The sequence below is a fragment of the Sphingomicrobium lutaoense genome (assembly GCF_014195685.1).
In the GTDB taxonomy this organism is placed as follows: Bacteria; Pseudomonadota; Alphaproteobacteria; order Sphingomonadales; family Sphingomonadaceae; genus Sphingomicrobium; species Sphingomicrobium lutaoense.
Genome location: NZ_JACICF010000001.1, coordinates 1,033,573 through 1,054,072, shown reverse-complemented (window position 1 = coordinate 1,054,072; position 20,500 = coordinate 1,033,573). Strand labels below are relative to the sequence as shown.

General features: G+C 64.5%; 22 protein-coding genes and 2 riboswitches. Of the genes, 6 read left to right on the top strand and 16 right to left on the bottom strand.

Features of this window, described 5'->3' with window-relative positions:
• Positions 1–540 (top strand): adenine phosphoribosyltransferase, encoded by a 540-nt coding sequence (locus FHS50_RS05085; protein ID WP_183933270.1) that lies wholly within the window; start codon positions 1–3, stop codon positions 538–540.
• Here the strand turns inward: FHS50_RS05085 and FHS50_RS05080 are convergent.
• The 6 genes from FHS50_RS05080 to FHS50_RS05055 all read right to left on the bottom strand — a co-directional run bounded on the left by FHS50_RS05080 (position 537) and on the right by FHS50_RS05055 (position 5,196).
• On the bottom strand, positions 537–992 hold the full coding sequence (locus tag FHS50_RS05080) for a MaoC family dehydratase (RefSeq protein ID WP_183933269.1): 456 nt from the start codon (positions 990–992) through the stop codon (positions 537–539). The genes FHS50_RS05085 and FHS50_RS05080 overlap by 4 nt on opposite strands.
• Positions 989–2,089, bottom strand: coding sequence for a redox-regulated ATPase YchF (ychF, locus tag FHS50_RS05075; protein ID WP_183933268.1), 1,101 nt, complete (start codon positions 2,087–2,089; stop codon positions 989–991). The genes FHS50_RS05080 and ychF overlap by 4 nt, the downstream gene beginning before the upstream one ends.
• Positions 2,090–2,166: 77 nt before the next feature.
• Positions 2,167–2,754, bottom strand: a complete 588-nt coding sequence (locus tag FHS50_RS05070) for a TIGR02466 family protein (RefSeq protein ID WP_183933267.1) — start codon at positions 2,752–2,754, stop codon at positions 2,167–2,169.
• A complete protein-coding gene (pth, locus tag FHS50_RS05065) occupies positions 2,751–3,320 on the bottom strand; it encodes an aminoacyl-tRNA hydrolase (RefSeq protein WP_183933266.1) in 570 nt (189 codons plus the stop codon). The genes FHS50_RS05070 and pth overlap by 4 nt, the downstream gene beginning before the upstream one ends.
• A gap of 82 nt (positions 3,321–3,402) precedes the next feature.
• Entirely contained in the window at positions 3,403–4,095 is a 693-nt protein-coding gene (locus tag FHS50_RS05060) for a 50S ribosomal protein L25/general stress protein Ctc (protein ID WP_183933265.1), read from the bottom strand.
• A 168-nt stretch (positions 4,096–4,263) separates the two neighbouring features.
• Positions 4,264–5,196, bottom strand: coding sequence for a TraB/GumN family protein (locus FHS50_RS05055; RefSeq protein ID WP_183933264.1), 933 nt, complete (start codon positions 5,194–5,196; stop codon positions 4,264–4,266).
• Positions 5,197–5,464: 268 nt separating this feature from the next.
• On the opposite strand from FHS50_RS05055, the gene FHS50_RS05050 reads away from it, so the two are divergent.
• Together FHS50_RS05050 and glyS are read left to right on the top strand one after the other, a co-directional pair.
• Complete coding sequence (locus FHS50_RS05050; protein WP_183933263.1) at positions 5,465–6,322, top strand: glycine--tRNA ligase subunit alpha; 858 nt, start codon at positions 5,465–5,467, stop codon at positions 6,320–6,322.
• Positions 6,319–8,406 carry a glycine--tRNA ligase subunit beta gene (gene glyS, locus FHS50_RS05045; protein WP_183933262.1) on the top strand — a complete coding sequence of 696 codons (2,088 nt, stop codon included), beginning with the start codon at positions 6,319–6,321 and terminating at the stop codon, positions 8,404–8,406. The genes FHS50_RS05050 and glyS overlap by 4 nt, the downstream gene beginning before the upstream one ends.
• Here glyS and FHS50_RS05040 read toward each other — a convergent pair.
• From FHS50_RS05040 to FHS50_RS05005, 8 genes are all read right to left on the bottom strand, one after another.
• A complete protein-coding gene (locus FHS50_RS05040; protein ID WP_183933261.1) occupies positions 8,403–8,645 on the bottom strand; it encodes a hypothetical protein in 243 nt (80 codons plus the stop codon). The two genes, glyS and FHS50_RS05040, sit on opposite strands and share 4 nt — an antisense overlap.
• Positions 8,646–8,764: 119 nt before the next feature.
• On the bottom strand, positions 8,765–9,796 hold the full coding sequence (locus tag FHS50_RS05035) for a type II secretion system F family protein (protein ID WP_246332954.1): 1,032 nt from the start codon (positions 9,794–9,796) through the stop codon (positions 8,765–8,767).
• Between the two features lie 10 nt (positions 9,797–9,806).
• Positions 9,807–10,778, bottom strand: a complete 972-nt coding sequence (locus tag FHS50_RS05030) for a type II secretion system F family protein (protein ID WP_183933260.1) — start codon at positions 10,776–10,778, stop codon at positions 9,807–9,809.
• 60 nt (positions 10,779–10,838) lie between these two features.
• Positions 10,839–12,107, bottom strand: a complete 1,269-nt coding sequence (locus FHS50_RS05025) for a pilus assembly protein CpaE (RefSeq protein ID WP_183933259.1) — start codon at positions 12,105–12,107, stop codon at positions 10,839–10,841.
• Positions 12,107–12,805: a CpaD family pilus assembly protein gene (locus FHS50_RS05020; protein ID WP_183933258.1), complete on the bottom strand. Its 699-nt coding sequence runs from the start codon at positions 12,803–12,805 to the stop codon at positions 12,107–12,109. Before FHS50_RS05020 ends, FHS50_RS05025 begins: the two co-directional genes overlap by 1 nt.
• Complete coding sequence (locus FHS50_RS05015; protein WP_183933257.1) at positions 12,802–14,247, bottom strand: type II and III secretion system protein family protein; 1,446 nt, start codon at positions 14,245–14,247, stop codon at positions 12,802–12,804. The genes FHS50_RS05020 and FHS50_RS05015 overlap by 4 nt, the downstream gene beginning before the upstream one ends.
• Before the next feature lies 1 nt (position 14,248).
• On the bottom strand, positions 14,249–15,271 hold the full coding sequence (gene cpaB, locus FHS50_RS05010; protein WP_183933256.1) for a Flp pilus assembly protein CpaB: 1,023 nt from the start codon (positions 15,269–15,271) through the stop codon (positions 14,249–14,251).
• A 43-nt stretch (positions 15,272–15,314) separates the two neighbouring features.
• Positions 15,315–15,791 carry an A24 family peptidase gene (locus FHS50_RS05005; RefSeq protein WP_183933255.1) on the bottom strand — a complete coding sequence of 159 codons (477 nt, stop codon included), beginning with the start codon at positions 15,789–15,791 and terminating at the stop codon, positions 15,315–15,317.
• A gap of 50 nt (positions 15,792–15,841) precedes the next feature.
• Between FHS50_RS05005 and FHS50_RS05000 the strand changes: the two genes are divergently transcribed.
• Positions 15,842–16,960, top strand: a complete 1,119-nt coding sequence (locus tag FHS50_RS05000; RefSeq protein ID WP_183933254.1) for an NAD(P)/FAD-dependent oxidoreductase — start codon at positions 15,842–15,844, stop codon at positions 16,958–16,960.
• Here FHS50_RS05000 and rnhA read toward each other — a convergent pair.
• Both rnhA and ispH read right to left on the bottom strand, forming a co-directional pair.
• Positions 16,957–17,394, bottom strand: coding sequence for a ribonuclease HI (gene rnhA, locus FHS50_RS04995; RefSeq protein WP_183933253.1), 438 nt, complete (start codon positions 17,392–17,394; stop codon positions 16,957–16,959). The two genes, FHS50_RS05000 and rnhA, sit on opposite strands and share 4 nt — an antisense overlap.
• 7 nt (positions 17,395–17,401) lie before the next feature.
• Complete coding sequence (gene ispH, locus FHS50_RS04990) at positions 17,402–18,343, bottom strand: 4-hydroxy-3-methylbut-2-enyl diphosphate reductase (protein WP_183933252.1); 942 nt, start codon at positions 18,341–18,343, stop codon at positions 17,402–17,404.
• Positions 18,344–18,431: 88 nt separating this feature from the next.
• On the opposite strand from ispH, the gene FHS50_RS04985 reads away from it, so the two are divergent.
• The gene (locus FHS50_RS04985; RefSeq protein ID WP_183933251.1) at positions 18,432–19,064 is read left to right on the top strand and encodes a hypothetical protein; all 633 of its coding nucleotides are present in this window, start codon (positions 18,432–18,434) and stop codon (positions 19,062–19,064) included.
• 93 nt (positions 19,065–19,157) lie between these two features.
• A riboswitch (glycine riboswitch) is annotated at positions 19,158–19,249 on the top strand.
• Position 19,250: 1 nt separating this feature from the next.
• Positions 19,251–19,339: riboswitch (glycine riboswitch) on the top strand.
• 52 nt (positions 19,340–19,391) lie between these two features.
• Complete coding sequence (gcvT, locus tag FHS50_RS04980; RefSeq protein WP_265569085.1) at positions 19,392–20,498, top strand: glycine cleavage system aminomethyltransferase GcvT; 1,107 nt, start codon at positions 19,392–19,394, stop codon at positions 20,496–20,498.
• Positions 20,499–20,500 lie beyond the last annotated feature (2 nt).

Sequence of the window (20,500 nt, the reverse complement as noted above, 5' to 3'; positions counted from 1 at the left end):
GTGACCAGCGCCAACGATGACCTCAAGGCGCTGGTCCGCACCATCCCGGACTTTCCCAAGCCCGGCATCCAGTTTCGCGATCTCACGACCCTCCTGCTCGATGCGGGAGGGTTTCGTGCGACCATCGAACGGCTCGTCGACAGCGTCGAGACCAAGGTCGATCTCGTCGCCGCCATCGACGCGCGCGGTTTCGCCATCGGCGGAGCGATGGCGGAGAAGATGGGGGCAGGGCTGCTGCTCATCCGCAAGGACGGCAAATTACCCGGCGCGACGATCGCCGAGGATTATGCGCTCGAATATGGCACCGACCGGCTCGCGATGCATGTCGATGCCATCGCGGCAGGGTCCAACGTGGTGCTGGTCGACGACCTCATCGCCACTGGCGGCACCGCCCGCGCGGCGGCACGGCTTGTCGCCCGCGCAGGCGGCCATCTCGTTGGCGCACGCTTCATCATTGACCTGCCCGATCTCGGCGGCAGCGCGGCGCTGCGCCGTGTCGGCGTCGAGGCGATCAGCCTGATGGAATTTCCCGGAAGCTAGTCGCCCGACGGGCGGCGCATCACCATCACGATCGAACGGTAGCGCATGACCAGTTCGTTATGCTGGTTGTGGACGAAAACGTCGGTCCACAAGGTGCCCCGCTCGGGACGCGAGCGCGAGGGGCGCATATCCACGACTTCGCTCGACACGCGGATCGTATCGCCGGGATAGACGGGCTTGAGCCAGCGCAATTCGTCGAGGCCGGGCGATCCCACGCCCATCAGCTTCTTCTCGGTCCAGCAATCGACGATCAGGCGCATCACCATCGCGCCGGTGTGCCAGCCCGAGGCCGCGATCCGGCCGAAGGGCGTCTTCGCCGCCGCCTCGTCATCGAGGTGGAAGGGCTGGGGATCATATTTGCGCGCGAATTCGAGCACTTCCTCGCGAGTCACTTCATGCTCGCCGCATTCGATCCGGTCGCCGACCGAGATATCCTCGAACCAGGTAGTCATACGTTGAACTTGAACAGCATGATGTCGCCATCCTTCACGACATATTCCTTGCCTTCCTGGCGCAGCTTGCCGGCTTCGCGTGCCGCGCTTTCGCCGCCCAGCGAGACATAGTCGTCATAGGCGATCGTCTCGGCCCGGATGAAGCCCCGTTCGAAATCGCTGTGGATCTCGCCTGCGGCCTGCGGTGCCTTGGCGCCTTTCTCGACCGTCCAGGCCCGCGATTCCTTGGGACCGGCGGTGAAGAAGGTATGAAGGTTGAGAAGGTCGTAACCCGCGCGGATGATGCGATTGAGGCCGGTTTCCTCCAGCCCCATTTCCTTCAGGAACTCCAGCCGCTCGTCCATGTCCATGCCGACCATGTCGGCTTCGATGGCCGCCGATACGATCACCGCTTCGGCGCCCTCGGCCTTCGCCTTGGCGAAGACCTTTTCCGAATATTCGTTGCCGCTCGCGGCATCTTCCTCGTTGACGTTGCAGACGTACAGCACGGGCTTGGCAGTGAGGAGCTGTGCCTGCTCGAACAGCCGCGCTTCCTCATCGTCATTGGGCTGGGTGAGGCGGGCAGGCTTGCCGTCGCGCAAAAGGTCGAGCGCCTGGCCGAGAACGCTGGCCATGATCTTGGCTTCCTTGTCCCCGCCGGTCGCGCGCTTCTGCGCGTTGGGGACGCGCTTCTCGAGGCTTTCGAGGTCGGCAAGCAGCAATTCGGTCTCGACCACTTCGGCATCGGCGATCGGATCGACATGGTTCGACACATGCTGGATGTCGTCATCCTCGAAACAGCGCAGGACGTGGACGATCGCATCGACTTCGCGGATGTTGGCAAGGAACTGGTTGCCCAGCCCTTCGCCCTGGCTCGCGCCCTTCACCAGCCCGGCGATGTCGACGAAGGCCAGCTGGGTAGGGACGACCTTGGCCGACTTGGCGATCGAAGCGATCGTGTCGAGCCGCGCATCGGGCACCGATACTTGGCCGACATTGGGTTCGATGGTGCAGAAGGGATAGTTGGCCGCCTGCGCCGCCTGCGTCTCGGTGAGGGCGTTGAACAGGGTGGACTTGCCCACGTTGGGCAGCCCGACGATACCGCATTTGAAACCCATGGGTCTTCCGTCAATAATTGAAAAGTCGCGCTGCGCCTTAAGGGGTTAGGCCCGCATCGGCAATGTCTTGCGGAACGTCAGGCGAAGTTGAAGCTGATCGAGAGCCGCTCTTCCTTGCCGCGATGGGGCAGCACCTCGTGCCGCAGCCAGCTTTCCCAGAGAAGCAGCTTGCCCGGGCTGGGGCGCACGTCGACGAAGGGGCGCAGATGTTCGGGCGCATTCTCGTCGCGCATCGGCGCGGCCATCATCATCGGCAGGCGGGGATCCTCGAAACGGATCGCGCCCGCCTTGTCGGGCACCTCGACATAAAGTGTGCCGGACAGGATCGAATGGGGATGGATATGCGCCCCATGCACCGCGCCGGGCTTCATCAGATTGACCCACAGGCTGTCGAGCCTGGGTTTCACTTCCCATGCCAGCGACTTGGCAAATTCGCGCGCATGACGACCGAGTAGCCGCGCAAGATCGCCAAAGGCGGGATCGCGCATCGGCAGATCGTCGAGCGAGGCATAGCTGGTATAGCCCTTATAGCCTTTCTCGCGGCTCCACTTTCGTCCCGCACGGTCGTCCTCGGCCAGCATCCGGATCGAATGGGCAAGCTCGGCCAGCAATTCCTCGTCGCCAAGATCGGCTTCGTAGAGAGGGGTGGCGAACAGATGCTTCATGGCTGGCACCGCAAGGCGACATCGTTCATGAAGCGCACATCGTCCCCCTCGGCAAGCCGCTCGGCCTCGGCGGCAATCGCGCCGATGAGGCCAGTGAGTGGCTCGATCTCGCTCTTGGCATAATTGCCCAGCACATGGCCGGTCACCCGGTCCTTCGATCCGGGATGGCCGATACCGATGCGGATGCGGCGGAAATCCCGCCCCAGATGCTTGTCGATCGAGCGCAGCCCGTTATGGCCGGCGACCCCGCCACCCTGCTTCACCTTGATCTTCATCGGGGCAAGGTCGAGTTCGTCGTGAAAGACCGTCAGCGCCTCGGGGCCGAGCTTGAAGAAATCGAGCGCGGCGCGCACCGATCCCCCGCTTTCGTTCATATAGGTCTGGGGCTTCAAAAGCAGCACCTTGTGCCGCCCGATCCGGCCCTCGCGCACCAGCCCGCGAAACTTCTTCGTCTCGCTCGAAAAGCCATGGACCTCGGCGATCGCATCGACCGCCATGAAGCCGACATTGTGCCGGTGCAGCGCATATTTCTCGCCCGGATTCCCGAGCCCCACCCAGATTTGCATGGCCTGTCCTTAGACAAGAAAAAGGCCGCCGCCCACCCATGGGACGACGGCCTTCTTTCTCATGCCGTGAATGGCGGGAGGCTTATTCGCCGTCCTTGGCTTCGGCGTCGCCTTCGGCTTCGCCTTCACCTTCACCTTCAGCGCCTTCGGCTTCTTCGCCTTCGACGCCTTCTTCATCCTCGGCTTCTTCTTCCTCGGTCGACTTCATCGCCGACGGCGCGACGACTGTGGCAATGGTGAAGTCGCGATCGTCGATCGCGCTTTCCGAACCTTCCGGCAGGGTGACCGCCGAAATGTGGATCGAATCGCCGATGTCGAGGCCGTCGAGGCTGATCTCGATTTCGTCGGGGATGGCGGTCGCGTCGCAATTGAGCTCCAGCTCGTGGCGAACCACGTTGAGAACGCCGCCGCGCTTGAGACCCTCGGACTGTTCCTCGCCGACGAAGCGGACCGGCACGTTCACGGTGACCTTCGCACCCTTCGAGATGCGGAAGAAGTCGACGTGGATCGGGCGGCTGCTCACGGGGTGGAACTGCACGTCCTTGGGAAGCGTCTGCTGGCTCTTGCCGTCCAGCTCGATGCTCACGAGGCTGTTCATGAAGTGGCCGGTCTTCAGCATCTTCATGAGTAGTTTTTCTTCAACGTGGATCCCGACGGGATCCTTCTTGCCGCCGTAGATCACGGCAGGCACCCGGCCTTCGCGGCGAAGATGGCGGGAGGCTCCCTTGCCAGCCCGTTCGCGCGCTTCGGCGGGCAGCGTCAGCTGATCGCTCATTGCATTATCTCCAAAAGACTTTGTTATCGCCTTGCCACGCCTCCAGGGATGACCATGGCAACAGGCTCGCGCGCCTATAGGTGGGAGAGGGGGCGATTGCAAGCGAAGAGCAGGATGCCGACCCGCCCCGAAGGGCCGGCCGGCACCCTGCCTGAAAGCGCTTCGCGATCAGTCGTCGATGCGCGTCACCGTATAGCCCTTGTCCTCGAGCATATCGACCACGCTGCCTTCACCGGCAAGATGGCCCGCGCCGACCGCGACGAGGATGGTGCCCGGCTGCTCGAGCCGCGCGCCCAGCCATTCGGTCCAGTTGGCATTGCGCCGCGTCAGGAGGGCCGCTTCCAATTCCTCCGACATCTGCGCCTCGATGAAGGTCGCCTCGATCGCATCGACATCGCCGACCGTCCAGGCGTTGAGCATGTTGCCGAACATCTTCTTGGCTTCCTCGGCATCATCGAGCGCGCTGGCGAGGAATTCGCGCTGCGTCTCCTCGCTCAGGCTGTCGAAGAAGCCGAGCTGCTCGCGGACCGTCTCCAGTTCGCCGATCGGTTTGCCCTTCTTCTTGAAGGTCTCGCGCAGCACCGCCTCGACGCCATCTTCGGGCGACAGGCCATATTCGCGCATGATCACCTGCGTCAGGGTGAAGGCCGCGAACCAGGTCTCCATCATGTCGAATGCCTGTGCAGGCACGCCGCTCTTGGAAATCAGCTCGTCCAGCCGCGCATGCCGGTCCTCGGGGACCCGCTCCTTGAGCGGCGGCAGGCCCGGCGTGATCGCCAGTTCCATGATGAGCGGCTGCAGCTTGGCGGCATCCTCGGGCCCGGCATTGACCTCGAGGATGAGCTGGTCGGCAGCTTCGATCACCTGCTCGATGGTGCTCGTCTTCCAATTGTGGTTCTTCGGCAGCAAGTGGATCGTGCCGAGCATGTAGATGGTCGTGTCCTCGTCGGCGAGCTTCCACACGGCGGGATCGACGACCGGAACAGCCTCGGCCGCCACCGCGGCGGGCGCCGCGGCAGGCGCAGGCGGATTGGCGGTCGCACATGCCGACAGCACAAGAGCGATCGTGGCGGTGGCAGTGCGGGTGATCATGCGTTTCATCGAATTCTCCAGGGAAAAAGGTCAGCGGTTCGGACGATCGGAATGGGACAGGTGCAAAGGCTAGCCTGCTTGGCCGACTTACGGAAGGCGGCAAAAAGGTGGGGGCGAGGGGCCTCTCATCGACGCAGCGCCTTGCGCACCAGGTAGGCGCCGAAGGAAACGGGCAAAGTCTCAAAATATGGGGTCCAAGCATCCACATTCTTTCCAATCGGCGGAAAAGTCAGCGTCCGCTTGACCAAGGCGGCGCGTCCCTGCAAAGCGCCAAGCCATGTTAAGCTTCCAGGACCTCATCCTCACCCTGCACCGCTATTGGGGCGAAAAGGGCTGCGCCCTCCTGCAACCCTATGACCTGGAAATGGGCGCGGGGACCTTCCATCCCGCCACCGTGCTTCGCGCGCTCGGGCCCGAACCGTGGCGCGCTGCCTATGTACAGCCGTGCCGCCGCCCGACCGATGGCCGCTATGGCGAAAATCCGAACCGGCTGGGCCATTATTACCAATATCAGGTGATGCTGAAGCCCAGTCCCGAGGATCTGCAGGACCTCTATCTCGGCAGCCTCGATGCCATCGGCATCGACCCGCTCAAGCATGACATCCGCTTCGTCGAGGACGATTGGGAAAGCCCGACGCTCGGCGCATGGGGATTGGGCTGGGAAGTCTGGTGCGACGGGATGGAAGTCACCCAGTTCACCTATTTCCAGCAGGTCGGCGGCTTCGACTGCAAGCCCGTGTCGGGCGAGCTGACCTACGGGCTCGAACGGCTCGCCATGTATATCCAGGGCGTCGACAATGTCTTCGACCTCAAGTTCAACGACCATGGCACCAGCTATGGCGACGTCTTCCTCGAAAATGAAAAACAGATGTCCAAGTGGCACTTCGAGGTCGCCGATACCGACGCGCTGTTCGGTGCCTTCAAGAAGGCCGCTGCCGAAGCCGAGAACAGCCTGAAGGCAGGCGTGCCGATCGCCGCCTATGAACAGGCGATCAAGGCCAGCCACATCTTCAACACTTTGCAGGCGAGGGGCGTCATCTCGGTCGCCGAACGCCAGGCCTATATCGGCCGCGTCCGCGACCTTGCCAAAGGCGCCTGCGCGGCATGGGTGGATCATATGGGGTATGAGGCATGAGCGATTTCCTGCTCGAACTCTTCTCGGAGGAAATCCCCGCCCGCATGCAGGCGCGCGCTCGCGCCGACCTTGCGCGTCTCTTTACCGAACGGCTTGCCGAACATGGCCTGAAGGCCGGCGCGATCACCACTTATTCGACCCCGCGCCGCCTCGCGCTCATCGCCTCCGACCTGCCCGAAGGCACCGAGCCGGTGCGCGAGGAAACCAAGGGGCCGCCCACCAGCGCGCCCGACCAGGCCGTGGACGGCTTCTGCCGCAAGATGGGCCTGTCGCGCGACGATCTCGAAGTGCGCGACCTCAAGGGCCGCGAGACCTATTTCGCGATCGTCGATCGCCCGGGCCGCAAGAGCGCCGAGATTCTCGGTCCCGCCGTCGCCGCGATCGTCCGCGATTTTCCCTGGCCCAAGTCGATGCGCTGGGGGCCTTCCTCGCTGTCGAGCGAAAGCCTGCGCTGGGTGCGCCCGCTCCATCACGTCATCGCGCTCTTCGGCGATGACATCGTCCCGGTCGAGCTGCCGGGCGTGACCTGCGGGGCGGCGACGCTTGGCCATCGCTTCCACCATCCGGGCGAAATCACCATCGGCGGCGCGCACGACTATGTCGAAAAGCTGCGCATGGCCCATGTCATCGTCGACCAGGAAGAGCGCGAGAAGATCATCCGCGACGGCGCGCGTGACGCCGCGGCCAGGGCCGGCTTCGACCTTATCGAGGACGAAGGGCTGGTGATCGAGAATGCGGGCCTCACCGAATGGCCGGTCCCGCTGCTCGGTCGCTTCGACAAGGACTTTCTCGACGTCCCCGAAGAGGTGATCCAGCTCACCGCGCGCACCGACCAGAAATATTTCGTGATGCGCGGCAAGGACGGCAAGCTCGCCAATGCCTTCGTCTGCACCGCCAATATCGACAGCAAGGAGCCGCAGGCAGTCGTCGCGGGGAACGAACGCGTTCTCGCTGCAAGGCTCAGCGACGCGCGCTTCTTCTGGGAAAACGACCTCAAGGTCCCGCTCGAAAGCCTCGGTGCCAAACTAAGCGACATCGTCTTTCACGAAAAGCTCGGCACGGTCGCCGACAAGGTCGAACGGGTCGCCAGGCTCGCTCGCTGGCTGGCCGAGGAAGGGGTGGTCAAGGCCGACCCCGACCAAGTCGAACGCGCCGCGCGCCTTGCCAAGAACGATCTCGTCACCGGCATGGTCGGCGAATTTCCCGAACTTCAGGGGATCATCGGCGGCTATCTCGCTCGCGCACAGGGCGAAGACGAAGCCGTCGCCGATGCCGTGCGCGACCATTACAAGCCTGTGGGGCAGGGCGATGAAGTCCCCACCGCAGCCGTCACCGTCGCCGTCAGCCTCGCCGACAAGCTCGACAGCCTGCGTGCCTTCTTCGGCATCGACGAGAAGCCCACGGGCTCGAAGGATCCCTTCGCTCTCCGCCGCTCGGCGCTGGGCGCGATCCGGCTCGTCACCGAGAATAATCTGCGCCTGCCCATCGGCGAAGGCGAGCTTCTCGAATTCTTCGCTGACCGCCTCAAGGTCCAGCAGAAGGAAGCGGGCGTCCGGCACGACCTCATCGACGCGGTGTTCGCGCTCGGCGGCGAGGATGATCTCGTTCGCCTGCTCGCCCGGGTGAAGGCGCTCCAGTCCTTCGTCGAAACCGACGAGGGCGCTGACCTGCTGGCGGGCTACAAGCGTGCCGCCAACATCCTCAAGAAGGAAGGCTATGAAGGGGCAGGGGCCGTGCCCGGCCATCTCGTCCAGGATGGCGAGGAAGATCCCCTCGTGCTGGTTTCCGACGGCCTCGAGGAAGTGGTCGCGAAGATGGATGTAAACGACCTCGAACCCGCCGAACGGACGCTTGCCGACGCCATCGTCAAGGCATCGCCCGTCGCCGCGCAGGCGCTCGAGGAAGAGGATTACACTCGCGCGATGGAAGCGCTCGCTTCGCTACGCGGCCCGATCGACGACTTTTTCGACAATGTCATCGTCAATGCCGATGATGCCGACGTGCGAAAGCGGCGCCTCGCGCTGCTGGCCCGCTTCCGCGGAGCCGTCGAGCAGGTCGCCGCTTTCTCGAAGATCGAAGGCTAGACCGCCGGGTCGTCGACGCCCTTGGCCTTGAGCGCGGCGGCCCGCAGGCTGTCGCGTTCGCGCCATTCCTGTTCGGATGCCTTGTAATCGGCTTCGAGCGCTTCGCGCCGCTCCTTCTCGGTGCGATAGCGTTCCTTCCACTTGCGACCGCCACCGGCCATCAGGAAGAAGCCGACCAGCAGGCCGAGCACGAAAACCAGTCCGACGATGATCCACTGATCGGGTGTGAAATTAAGCATCGAATTCCCTCCGTTTGGGGACAGACGCTCAGCCTATCATTTCGTTCCCAAAACGGAAACCGCCGCCACCCGGAGCGCGGGCGACGGCGGTCCTTCCCCCCACCAGGGAAGTCCGTTTTCTACCGGTTGATGAAGTTGTCGCTGATCGCGCAGGCTGCGGGCCCGAGGATCACGATGAACAGCACCGGAAGAATGAACAGGATGAGCGGGATGGTCATGATGGCCGGAAGGCGCGCGGCCTTTTCCTCGGCGCGCATCATGCGCTCGTTGCGGAATTCCGCCGACAGGACGCGCAGCGCGGAAGCGAGCGGCGTACCATATTTCTCGGTCTGGATCATGGTCGTCACGACGCCGCGAATGGCCTCGAGATCGACACGGCGAGCAAGATGCTCGAACGCCTGGCGACGCTCGGCAAGGAAGCCCAGCTCGATCGCGGTCAAGCCGAATTCGTCACCCAGTTCGGGATAGGCACGGCCCAGTTCCTTCGATACGCGATTGAAGGCGGCATCGACCGTCAGGCCCGCTTCAGCGCAGATGACCAGAAGGTCGAGCGCGTCGGGAAGACCCTTGCGGATGGCGTCCGACCGCTTGGAGATCTTGTTCTTCAGCCAGATGTCCGGGGCCTTGTAGGCGCCGAGGATGGTGAAGGCAGTCACGCCATATTTCTTGATCCAGCCCCATTCGGGAAAATAATCGACGAGGTAGACCACCACCACCGCGGTAAGGCCCAGCACGACGGGCAGCACAAAACGCGCGAAGATGATGAAATAGGCCAGTTCCTTCGAACGGATACCCGCCTGCATCAGCTTTTCCTGGGTGACCTTGATCTGGTCTTCCTGGAGCATGCGGAACTGCGACAGGATCGAGCGCACCCGATCGGCTGCCTGGTTCTGGTGGTTGAGCTTCTTGCGCTTGTTGGTCGAGGCGACGATGCCGGCCTTGAGCTGTTCGCGCCGGGCGTTGAGCGCCTTGACGCGCTTGGCCATCGGATCCTTGACCGTCGTGGCGGCATAGATGGCGGTGAGCACCGCCAGCGCGGCCACCGCCGAAAGGATCGTCGCGACGAGGATCACGTCCACGCCCAGCAGGGTCGGATTGCCTGCAAGGGCAGCGAGCGTCTGGATGATGAAGGGGTGGGTCATGGCTTCCATCTTCTCCGCCTCAAATCTCGAAGTTGACCATCTTGGCCATCATGAAGACGCCGATCGACATCCACACCAGGCCGCCGATGCCCGCGACCATCAGCCGCTCGTCGGAGAAGAAACCGGCCATGTAGCCAGGGTTCATCATGTAGACGAGCGCGAACACGATGAAGGGCAGGGCGCCCACGATCATCGCCGAGGCCTTCGATTCCGAGCTCATCGCGCGGATCTTGAGCTTCATCTGCATGCGCTTGCGCAGCACGTCGGCCAGGTTCGACAGCGTCTCGGCAAGGTTGCCGCCGGTCTCGCGCTGGATCGCCAGCGTGATGACGAAGAACTGGAACTCGGGCGTGCCGAGGCGGTCGGCGGTATCCTGAAGCGCCGATTCCATCGTCCGGCCGATCTTCATCTTCTCGGCCACTTCCTTGAACTCGAGGCCGACGGGGCCCGGGATTTCGCTCGCCACGATGCCTAGCGTCTCGGTGATCGGAAGGCCCGAACGCAGGCCACGCACCATCAGCTCGATGGCATCGGGGAAATTGTTGTTGAACTGGACCATCCGCTTCTTGATGAGACGGCCGATCACGAAATGCGGCACCCCGACACCGAAGGCGAGGCCCGCCGCCGCGGCGAAATAGATGGGCGCGCCGCGCAGCCACAGCCCCAGCGTCGCGACCGCGAACAGGCCGAGCGTCGCGGTCATATATTTGGAGAGGCTGATGTCCTTGCCGGTCTGCTGGAGGCGCTGCTTCATCAGCGCCGGGCGCGGCATGAGGCTGCTGGCGAAGCCGTCCATCTTGGACTGGCGCTCGGCCATCAGCTTGCGGATCTGCAGCTGGGCACTGGCCTTCAGCGCGCCGCCCTCGGCATGGCGCTGCAACATGCTTTCCATGCGCCGCTTGTAGGTCTTCTGCGGGCTCGACCCGTTGATGACCACCCAAGCGGTCGCCACCAGCGCGATGATTCCGGCGAAGATGATGAAAAGCAGCATGGTCAGCGTCTTTCGTGGCTGGGGCGGGAAGGGCGAACCCTTCCCGGTCCCCGGTTGACGTTAGGCGGCTTCGGCCTTGGGCTTCGACAGCATCGACTTCAGATTGTCGACGAGCGACTTGGCCCCGCCTTCGATCTTCGCACCTCCCTCGGCACCTTCCTCGCTCGCATGAGTGAGGACCATGTTCGACAGCTGGACGAACGGCGCGGCGGTCTTGCCGGTGGCAATTTCGGCCAGCGGCTTGCCGAGCTTGGCAGCCTGCGCGGCGGTCTTCGCGTCGAACGGGAAGACGATGTCCACGCTGCGCTCGATCGACTGCTCGAAATCCTTGCGGCTGATCTCGAGCGCGCCGCCCGAAGGCACGCGATTGGCGGCCACGATGACCTTGGTCTGCGGCGCATTGGACTTGAGCCAGGCAAGCACCCGGATCGTGTCGCGCGTCGCCGCCAGCGTCAGTTCGCTGGTCACCACCGCGACATGGGCGTCATGCACCATGTGCGGATATTGGATCAGCATGTGACGCGGCAGGTCGATGACGGTCGCCTCGAAGGCATTCTTCATCTCTTCCTGGAGCTGGAAGAAAGCCGTGCCGTCGGTGACCAGCGGCGCGTTGATCGGCGCTTCGGCCGACAGGACCGAAAGCCGCTCGTTGGCACGCACCATGGCACGTTCGATGAACAGGCCGTCGATGCGGCTCGGATTCTCGATCGCGTCGGTGAGGCCGCGTCCGGGTTCGAGGTCGAGGCTAAGCGCGCCGGTGCCGAAATGGACATCGAGGTCCAGGAGGGCAGTCGAGCGCTCGGCCTTCTCGCCCAGCATCCAGGCAAGGCTGGTCGCGATGGTCGAGGACCCGACCCCGCCGCGAACGCCGATCACGGCGGTCATGACATTGGGCTTCTCGACCTGCGCTTCGCCGCGCGGGCCCGACAGGATCGACTGGGCATGGGCGAAGGTCTCGCGCAGCTGGTCGACCGTGAAGGGCTTGAGCAGATAGTCGTGGATGCCGCTCGCGACGAGGTCGCGATAGAGGCGGACATCGTTGACCTGACCCGCCGCGATGACGATCGTGCCGGGCTCGCACACTTCGGCGAGGGCATTGATGTCATTGAGCGGATCGGCGCTTTCGCTGAGGTCGACGAACAGCACGTTGGGGCTGGCCGAGACCGAGAGGGACTGGACCGCATTACGCAGCCCGCCCATGTTGACCTTCTCCGGCGACCAGCCATGCTCGACCGCCACGGGGCGGAGCATGTCGGCCGTTTCTTCGTCGCAAACGAATGCCGTGAAAGGTTCACGAAGCCCTGCGCGGGCCTGGAAAGGCGCGTTCATTATTTCCCTCCTCCGCTGCTGCCACCCTTGCCACCGGAGGCACCGCCGGTGCTGATGTCCTGCAGGCCGTCCTGGCCGGTGGGCGTGGCATCACGATACGATTGGACGGCACGGGTGGACGTCCGGTTGTCGACGGTCGAGGCACCCGAGCGACCCCGCACGAGGTCTTCGGGATTGGCGACCATCGCGGCCAGGTTCGAATTGACCGAACAGCCGTAATTGGGCGTCTGGCGATTGTTCCAGGTCGGGGTGCTATGCTCCGACCAGTTCGGGCAGTTGGGCACGCTGGCCCGGGCGCGGCTGACGACCACGCGAACCGAATTGGACGGAACTTCACCCTGCGTCACAGGCGCACCCTGCGACAGGAGAAGACCGTAGCGACCCGCGATCCGTGCCACATCATCGCGCGCCCCATAGGCCGAGCTGTCGACATAGACACTGTCGCCATAGCCAAGCCCGAGCGTCGCGAACCAGGCGTCGAGACGCCGTTCCTCGCTCTCGGGAATGTTGCCGCCGGGAGCGGCCACGTCGAAGGCATAGTTGGTATATTCGATCACCGGGACATTGACCGCCGCGGAACCGCGGGCGGGCTCGTCCATCGCCGTGTGATTTGCACATGCCGCGCTAAGGGCGACCAGCGGCAGGATCATCCATTTCTTGTCCATCATGCTGTCCTTCCAGAACACGGTGTTGCTCACAGTCCGAAGCCGGGCTGCGGAGCAGCCGAGGCGACGGGTCCCGAAATGGCCGGCTGGCCAGGGACATTGCGCGGTGCGACGACGGCATCGCCGGCATTATGGTCGACACCCGAACGGCCGTAGAAAGTGCGGCCCTCGATGTTGCGCTGCGCGTCGGTCGGATTGCGATATCCGTCGTTCGGCAGGGCCATCCGGTTCGACACCGGCTGGACCAGGTAAGGCGTGACGATGATCACCAGCTCGGTCTCGCTCTTGCGATAGCTGTTCGAACGGAACAGCGCGCCGAGGATCGGGATGTCACCGAGGAACGGTGCTTTCTCGATCGAATTGGTGTTCGAATTGCGCAGGAGGCCCGCGATCATGAAGCTCTGGCCCGAACCCAGCTCGACCGTGGTTTCGGCACGGCGGGTGGTGAAGGCAGGGACTTCGAAGCCGTTGAGGCGGATCGAACCCTCGTTCGACAGTTCGCTCACCTCGGGGCGCACGCGCATCGAGATGCGGCCATCGGCCAGCACATAGGGCGTGAAAGCAAGGCCGACACCATATTGCTTATATTCGATCGAGATCGAACCGAGGTCCTGGCTGATCGGGATCGGGAATTCACCACCGGCGAGGAAGCTGGCGGTTTCGCCCGAAAGCGCGGTCAGGTTGGGCTCGGCCAGCGTGGTGACGAGGCCGTCATTCTCGGCAAGGTCGAGCGTGGAGATGAGATCCAGCCCGAAGAGCTTGCCCGCGATGCCCGCAGTCGCCCCGGCGCCCGTGCCCTGCACGGAGAAGGGGTTGCTCGCGACAAGGCCGGTGCCCTGGCTGAAGCCGAACTGGGCGCCATTGGTGCCATCCTGCGCGAACAGGTTGAAACCGAAGGACTTGACCAGCGAACGGTTCACTTCCGCGATGCGGACCTTGAGATTGACCTGCAGCGGGGTCGCCTGGCGCAGGCGGCTCACCACTTCGACTTCGCTGCCGACATAGGCCGACACCAGTCGCTCGGCTTCCTCGGCATCGGTGGGCGAGGCCACGGTGCCGGTCAGCAGCATCAGGTTGTTCATCGGCGTCGCGCGGATGTTCGCCTCGGGCATGGCGAGACGGAGCATCTCGTCGACCGAAGCCACGTTGCGACCCACCTGGACGCGGGCGGCATAGACGATGCGGCCATTGTCGCCGGTGGCGTAGAGCGTGGTCTCGCCGCTGCCCTTGCCAAAGACATAGAGCTGGCGGTTCGAACGGACCTGCACATCGGCAATGGCGTCATTGGCGATGAACACGTCGCTCATTGCAGCGGGCAGGCGAACGAGCGTGCCGGTTCCCTGGCTGAGCGTCAGCGTCTCGGTGGGCTGCACGGCGGCAGACTGGGCGTAGGCGGGCTGGGCCGCGACGGGCGCGGTGGCGATGGCCACCGCGGCCAGCGCGATGCCGCCAAGGTTGCGTGTGATCTTCGACATCTTAGCGAGCTCCCACAGGAACGACGGTGACATTGTTGCCGCGCGCGATGCGGACCGACGGGCCCGAGGCATAGACGGGGGCTGCCGAAGCAGGGCCCTCGCCCGCAGTGGGGGCTGACGAAGCGGCCGGTGCGGCGGCGACGGGCGGCAGGCTGGAACGCTGAAAGCGCGAGACCTGGCCGCCGGTGGTGAAGGTCGGGTTGGTATCGACCGGCCGGTTCGCCACGGCGAGGAGCATGCGACGCTCTTCGTCGGGATTGGCCGCATCGGCGATATCGACTTCACCGCTGGCAATGGCACGTTCGAGTTCGGCGGTATTGTCGGCGATCGAGCGCAGAGCGAGGCTCAGCTGGCCGATCGACTGGGCAACCGCGATCTTCTCGGCGATCTTCGGCGTGACTTCGATCGTCACGGTCGACGACTGGATGACCTGGACCTTGCCCGATTCATCCTTGGCTTCCGAAGTGCGCTGGTCGGTGGCGAGCACGCGCAGGTTGCGGACGATCGTTTCCGACACCTTGAGGGTGGGACCCGCGTCGCTCGCGACTTCCTGCGTCAGGACCATGTCGACCCGGTCACCCGGAAAGACGAAGCCCGCGACCCCCGAGGTAGCCGAAACCGGAACCGTAATGGCGCGCATGCCCGGGCCGAGCGCCGCGGCGAGAAAGCCACGATCTTCGGGACCGACGAGCGAACCGCGCGTGATCGGCTGACCGGCCGAGATGGCGGTGCGCACGACCTTGCCGATCATGTCGGAGGCGTTGGCGCCTTCGCTACCCTCGGTGAAATAGGCACCCTGGACGAGTTCCTTGGGCCATGCCTGGTAGCTCAGGGCTTCGGCATCGATGATCGTGCCGACCGGAAGAGGCTTCTTTGCCACCAGGACCTTGGGCCCCGCCGGCATGACCGGCGCAGCGTTGGCCTGCTGGGCTCCCGCCCCCGCGAAAATGTTTTTGGCCATGACCGCGGCGACCGCCGCAATGACCAATGCTCCTACGAGCAGCAGAATCTTTTTTCCATTCATGGCGTTATCGCCTCCCCAGGTGGGTCCCCTCAATGCTGCCTAGTCATCCGGCAAATTGGTTAAAAAAACGTTGGGCGAGGTTCCAAAGCGCGCCGATGGCGATGGCGACGCCATAAGGTACTTTGACTTTCCCTTCCTTTTTCAAGGATTTGTGCCGCGCCCAGTAGATTAGGGTGAGAATCCCGCCCGCGATCGACATGATGACGAGGAACCTCAGATTGCCGACCGGCGAAAACCAGAGCGCCAGTGCCGCGGCCAGTTTGACGTCGCCTCCGCCCATCATCCCGACGGCAAAGGCGCCGAACAGGACGAAGAAGACGAGCAGCGCGATCCCGATCCGCATCATCGCATCGGGCCAGACAGGCAGCCCGACCGACCACCAGAAAAGCGGCGCCATCAGCGCCACGATCACGACCAGGCGGTTCTCGATGGTGAAGGTCCGGGTGTCGCGCCAGGCCGCCCAGATCAGGATCAGGGCCAGCGCACCGGTCAGAAAATCGGTTAGCATCGCATTCATCATGATCTTGGGTGTAGACGGCGAGGCTTTCCAAACCGTAACCAAGCCTGCGCATGACTGCAGTTTCCGATCTTGACGCCATCATCGCGGGCGGCGGCATCGCCGGGGCCAGCCTCGGCGCGCGCCTCGTCGCCGCCGGAATGACGGTCGTCCTCCTCGAACGCGAAGAGCATTGCGGAATGCACGCGACGGGCCGCTCGGCGGCTTTCTGGCAGGCCAGCCTCGGAGGCGATTCGCCCGAACGCCGCTTGAGCCTCGCCTCCAGGCCCCTGTTCGAACAGGGCTGGCCGGGCGCCGAGGTGCCGCTCCTGCGCACGCGCGGCGCGATCCATCTCACCGGCCCGTGCGGAGAGGATTTTCCGGCCACCGGCTCGCTCGAAGGCGCCGATGCCCCGCGCCGCCTGTCGCGCGCCGAGCTCGACGGGAAGATCGAAGGGCTGCGCGACCAGTGGACCGGAGGCTGGTGGGAGGAAAGCTGCGCCGACATCGACGTCGCGGCCTTCCACGCCGCTTGCCTCAAGGCCTTTCGCCAAGGCGGTGGCCAAGTCGTCACCGACGCCGAATTGCTGGAAGCGAACCGCAGCGAGGGTAGCTGGATCGTCCGAACGTCACAGGGCGACTATTGCGCGCCCCTGCTCGTCAATGCGGCAGGCGCATGGGGCGACATCATTGCCGCGCGCGCGGGCGTGGAGCCGCTCGGCCTCGAACCCAGACGACGCAGCGTGGTCCAGCTGCGGATCGGCAAGACCGGCCTTCGCGACACGCCCTTCGTCACCGACCTCCACGAAAGCTTCTATTTCAAGGGCGAAGGGGACAATAGCGTCTGGGTCTGCCCGCTCGACCAGACCCCAAGCCAGCCCTGCGACAGCGCTCCCGAGGAACTCGACATCGCCACCGCGATCGACCGATTCCAGAATGCCATCGACTGGCCGGTCGAAGCGGTCGAGCGGCGCTGGTCGGGGCTGCGCACATTCGCACCGGGCGACGGCATGGTCTTCGGATTCGACGATCGCGCGGAAGGCTTCTTCTGGTGCGTGGGGCAGGGGGGCATGGGCATCCAGACCGCTCCGGCCTATTCGCTGCTCTGCTCGGCGCTCATCCGCGGCGAACCCCTTGATCCGCTGCTCGAAGGCGTGACCGCGGCCGACTTCAAGCCGCGCCGCTCGCGCTAGCGCAGCTTCTCCGCTTCGGCGCAGGCAAGCTGGTCGGCCCGCTCATTCTCGGGATGGCCGGCATGGCCCTTCACCCAATGCCAGTTGATCTCATGCCGCTCGGCCGCATCGGCAAGCCGCTGCCACAGTTCGGCATTCTTGACGGGCTTCTTCGCGGCGGTCTTCCAGCCGTTGCGGCGCCAGCCGTGGATCCACTTGGTGATGCCGTCGCGCACATAGACGCTGTCGGTGGTGAGATCGACCGCGCAGGGCTTCTTGAGCGCCTCAAGCGCGGCGATCGCCGCCATCAACTCCATGCGATTGTTGGTGCTATCGCGCTCGCCCCCGGACAGTTCGCGCTCCTCGCCGTTCCAGCGCAGGATCGCGCCCCAGCCACCGGGCCCCGGATTGCCCTTGCAGGCGCCGTCGGTGAAAATCGCGACCTTGGGAAGCATCAAATCGTCAGGCAACCAGTTGGCGGGGAAGCTTGAAGGTCATGCCCTCGGGCTCATGCTCGGCTTCTTCCTCGGTCAGTTCGAACCGCTCGCCCAGCGCATCGACCACTTCGCGGACCAGCACTTCGGGTGCAGAGGCACCGGCGGTGATACCGACCTTGGCGGGCGTGCCCAGCCAATCCCAGTCGATATCCGCGCCGCGCTCGATCAGGCGCGCAGGAACACCCAGCCGCTCGGCCACTTCGGCAAGGCGGCGGCTGTTCGAACTGTTGGGTGCGCCGATCACCAGCATCCGTTCGACCTGCGGCGCGATCGCCTTGACCGCGGCCTGCCGGTTCGAGGTCGCATAGCAGATGTCCTCGCCGCGCGGGCTCTCGATCTGCGGGAAACGCTCTTTCAAGATCTCGATGATCGCCGCGGTGTCGTCGACCGACAGGGTGGTCTGGGTGAGGAAGCCGAGCTCGGCGCCTTCCTTGACGCTCACCGTGCGCGCATCCTCCTCGGTCTCGATCAGTTGCATGCAGCCCCCGGGGACCTGTCCGAAGGTGCCGATCACCTCGGGATGCCCGGCATGACCGATGAACAGGATGTGCCGACCCTTCTCGACCATCCGCTCTGCCTGGCGATGCACCTTGCTGACCAGGGGGCAGGTCGCGTCGACATAGTCGAGCCCGCGCGCCTCGGCCTTGTCGGGCACCGCCTTGGGAACCCCATGGGCCGAAAAGACGACGGGCCGCCCTTCGGGAACCGCATCCAGTTCCTCGACGAATACCGCGCCCAGACCGCGCAGGCGGTCGACCACGAAACGGTTGTGGACGATCTCGTGGCGCACATAGACGGGCGGGCCATAACGCTCGAGCGCCAGTTCGACGATCTTGATCGCCCGGTCGACGCCAGCACAGAAGCCGCGCGGAGCGGCAATGAGAATATGCAATGGAGGCTTGTTCATTTGCCGCCTGATGTAAGCGATTGCTTGCAGGGTTTGAAGGCGCTTCCTATGGATGGCGCAAATTCTTTTCCAAAGAGGTCCACGCCTTATGCGCCGTACACTTGCTCCCATTCTCCTTGCCACCCTTCTTGCTGCCTGTTCGCGCGAAGGGCAGATCGGCAATGGCGGCATCTATACGGCGCGCTCGGCCTGCCCGCAGGTCGCCATCCCCGCGGGCACCGGCGACATCACGCTCTTCAACCCCGCCGACAGCCGCTCGGCCGACGCGATCGACGTCTCGGCGACGATCACCAACCTGCGCGGCACCTGCTCGGAAGGCGAGGGCATCGTCGCCTCGACCGCCACCTTCGACGTGGTCGCTTCGCGCCGCGACGCGGGTCCCGCCCGCCAGGTAGTGCTGCCGACCTTCAATGTCGCGATGCAGGGCGGCGAAAGCGTCGTCGCCAAGCGGGTCGGCCAGGTCGTGCTCGACTTCCCGGCAGGTGCGCTTCGTACCCAGACCTCGGCGACCGCGACGATCCGCGTCGATCTCGCCGCCGTCACTCTCCCGCCCGAGGTCCGCGCCGAACTTACCCGCCGCCGCAAGCCCGGGGATGTCGATGCCGCGGTCGATCCGCTGACCATCCCCTCGGTCCGGGATGCGGTCGCGCGCGCCACCTTCGAACAGCTCGTCGGCTTCCAGCTCAGCCCCGACCAGCTGCGCTACAACGTCACGCGCTAACATTTCACCGTTCCCCTGGCGGATGGCGCATTGACAGCGCGCGCGCACGGGGGGCAATGCGGAGGCTGTCACCGGCACCGGGAATCGGGGCCGGGCGGCCGTACGGGAGAGTGCCAGGCCATGCCGGGCCGCCGAAGGAGCAACCGCCCCCGGAATCTCTCAGGCAAAAGGACCGTACGCGCCTGACAGTCTGGAAAGCGTTCCGCAAAGGGACCGCCGAAGGGGTATGCCCGGTTCTCACCCGGGAGAAGCTCTCAGGCCACAACGACAGACTGGGGGTGGAGCGACGGCATTTCGCCTTCGCCTCGACCCTTTTGGAGCGCGCCGTTGACACAAGCCGAACTTCTTCCCCTCGACGAATGGCACAAGGCGCAGGGCGCCCGCATGGTGCCATTCGCGGGATATATGATGCCCGTCCAATATGAAGGTATCATCGCCGAACATCTGTGGACCCGCGAACATGCGGGCCTCTTCGACGTCAGTCACATGGGGCAGATCCTGCTCGAAGGCGACAACGTGGATGCCGCGCTCGAACGGCTGATGCCCGGCGATTTCGCCATCCTGATGGACGGGCGGCTACGCTATTCGATGCTGCTCAACGAGGAAGGCGGGATTATCGACGATCTGATGGTCACCCGCAGGGGCGATCATTTCTACCTGGTCGTCAATGGCGCGACCAAGGCAGGCGACATCGAGAACCTGAAGGCGCGCCTTTCCGACGAAATTCGCCTCACGCACATGACGGGCCAGGCGCTCCTTGCTCTGCAGGGACCGCGGGCCGCCGACGTTCTCGCCGCGCTCGCTCCAGAGGTCGCGGACCTGTCCTTCATGCAGGGAATGCATTGCCGGATCGCGGGCGTCGAAGCCTGGGTCAGTCGCTCGGGCTATACCGGCGAGGACGGCTTTGAAATCTCGATGGCCAACGAAGATGCGGCAACCATCGCCGATGCGCTCGTCGCTGACGAACGCGTCCGCCCGGTGGGGCTGGGCGCGCGCGATTCGCTTCGCCTCGAAGCGGGCCTCCCGCTCTACGGCCACGACCTCGACGAGGAAGTCACGCCGGTGATGGCGGGACTGAATTTTGCGATCGGAAAGCGCCGCCGCGAAGAAGGCGGTTTCGCGGGCGACCGGCGGATCATGGCCGAACTGGCCGACGGTCCCGCTGCCTGCCGCGTCGGCATTCTGGTCGAAGGGCGCCAGCCGGTTCGCGAAGGCGCGGAAATCCTCGATGACGAAGGCAATGAAGTGGGCAGGATCACTTCGGGCGGCCATTCACCGTCGCTCGGTCGGCCGATCGCGATGGGCTATGTCGCCGCACCTCTTTCGCAAGCCGGAACCCATCTCAAGGTCGAACAGCGCGGCAAGCTCTTCTCGGCCGAGGTCACGCCGATGCCTTTCGTGCCGCACCGCTACCACCGCAAACAGGGGAAATAGGA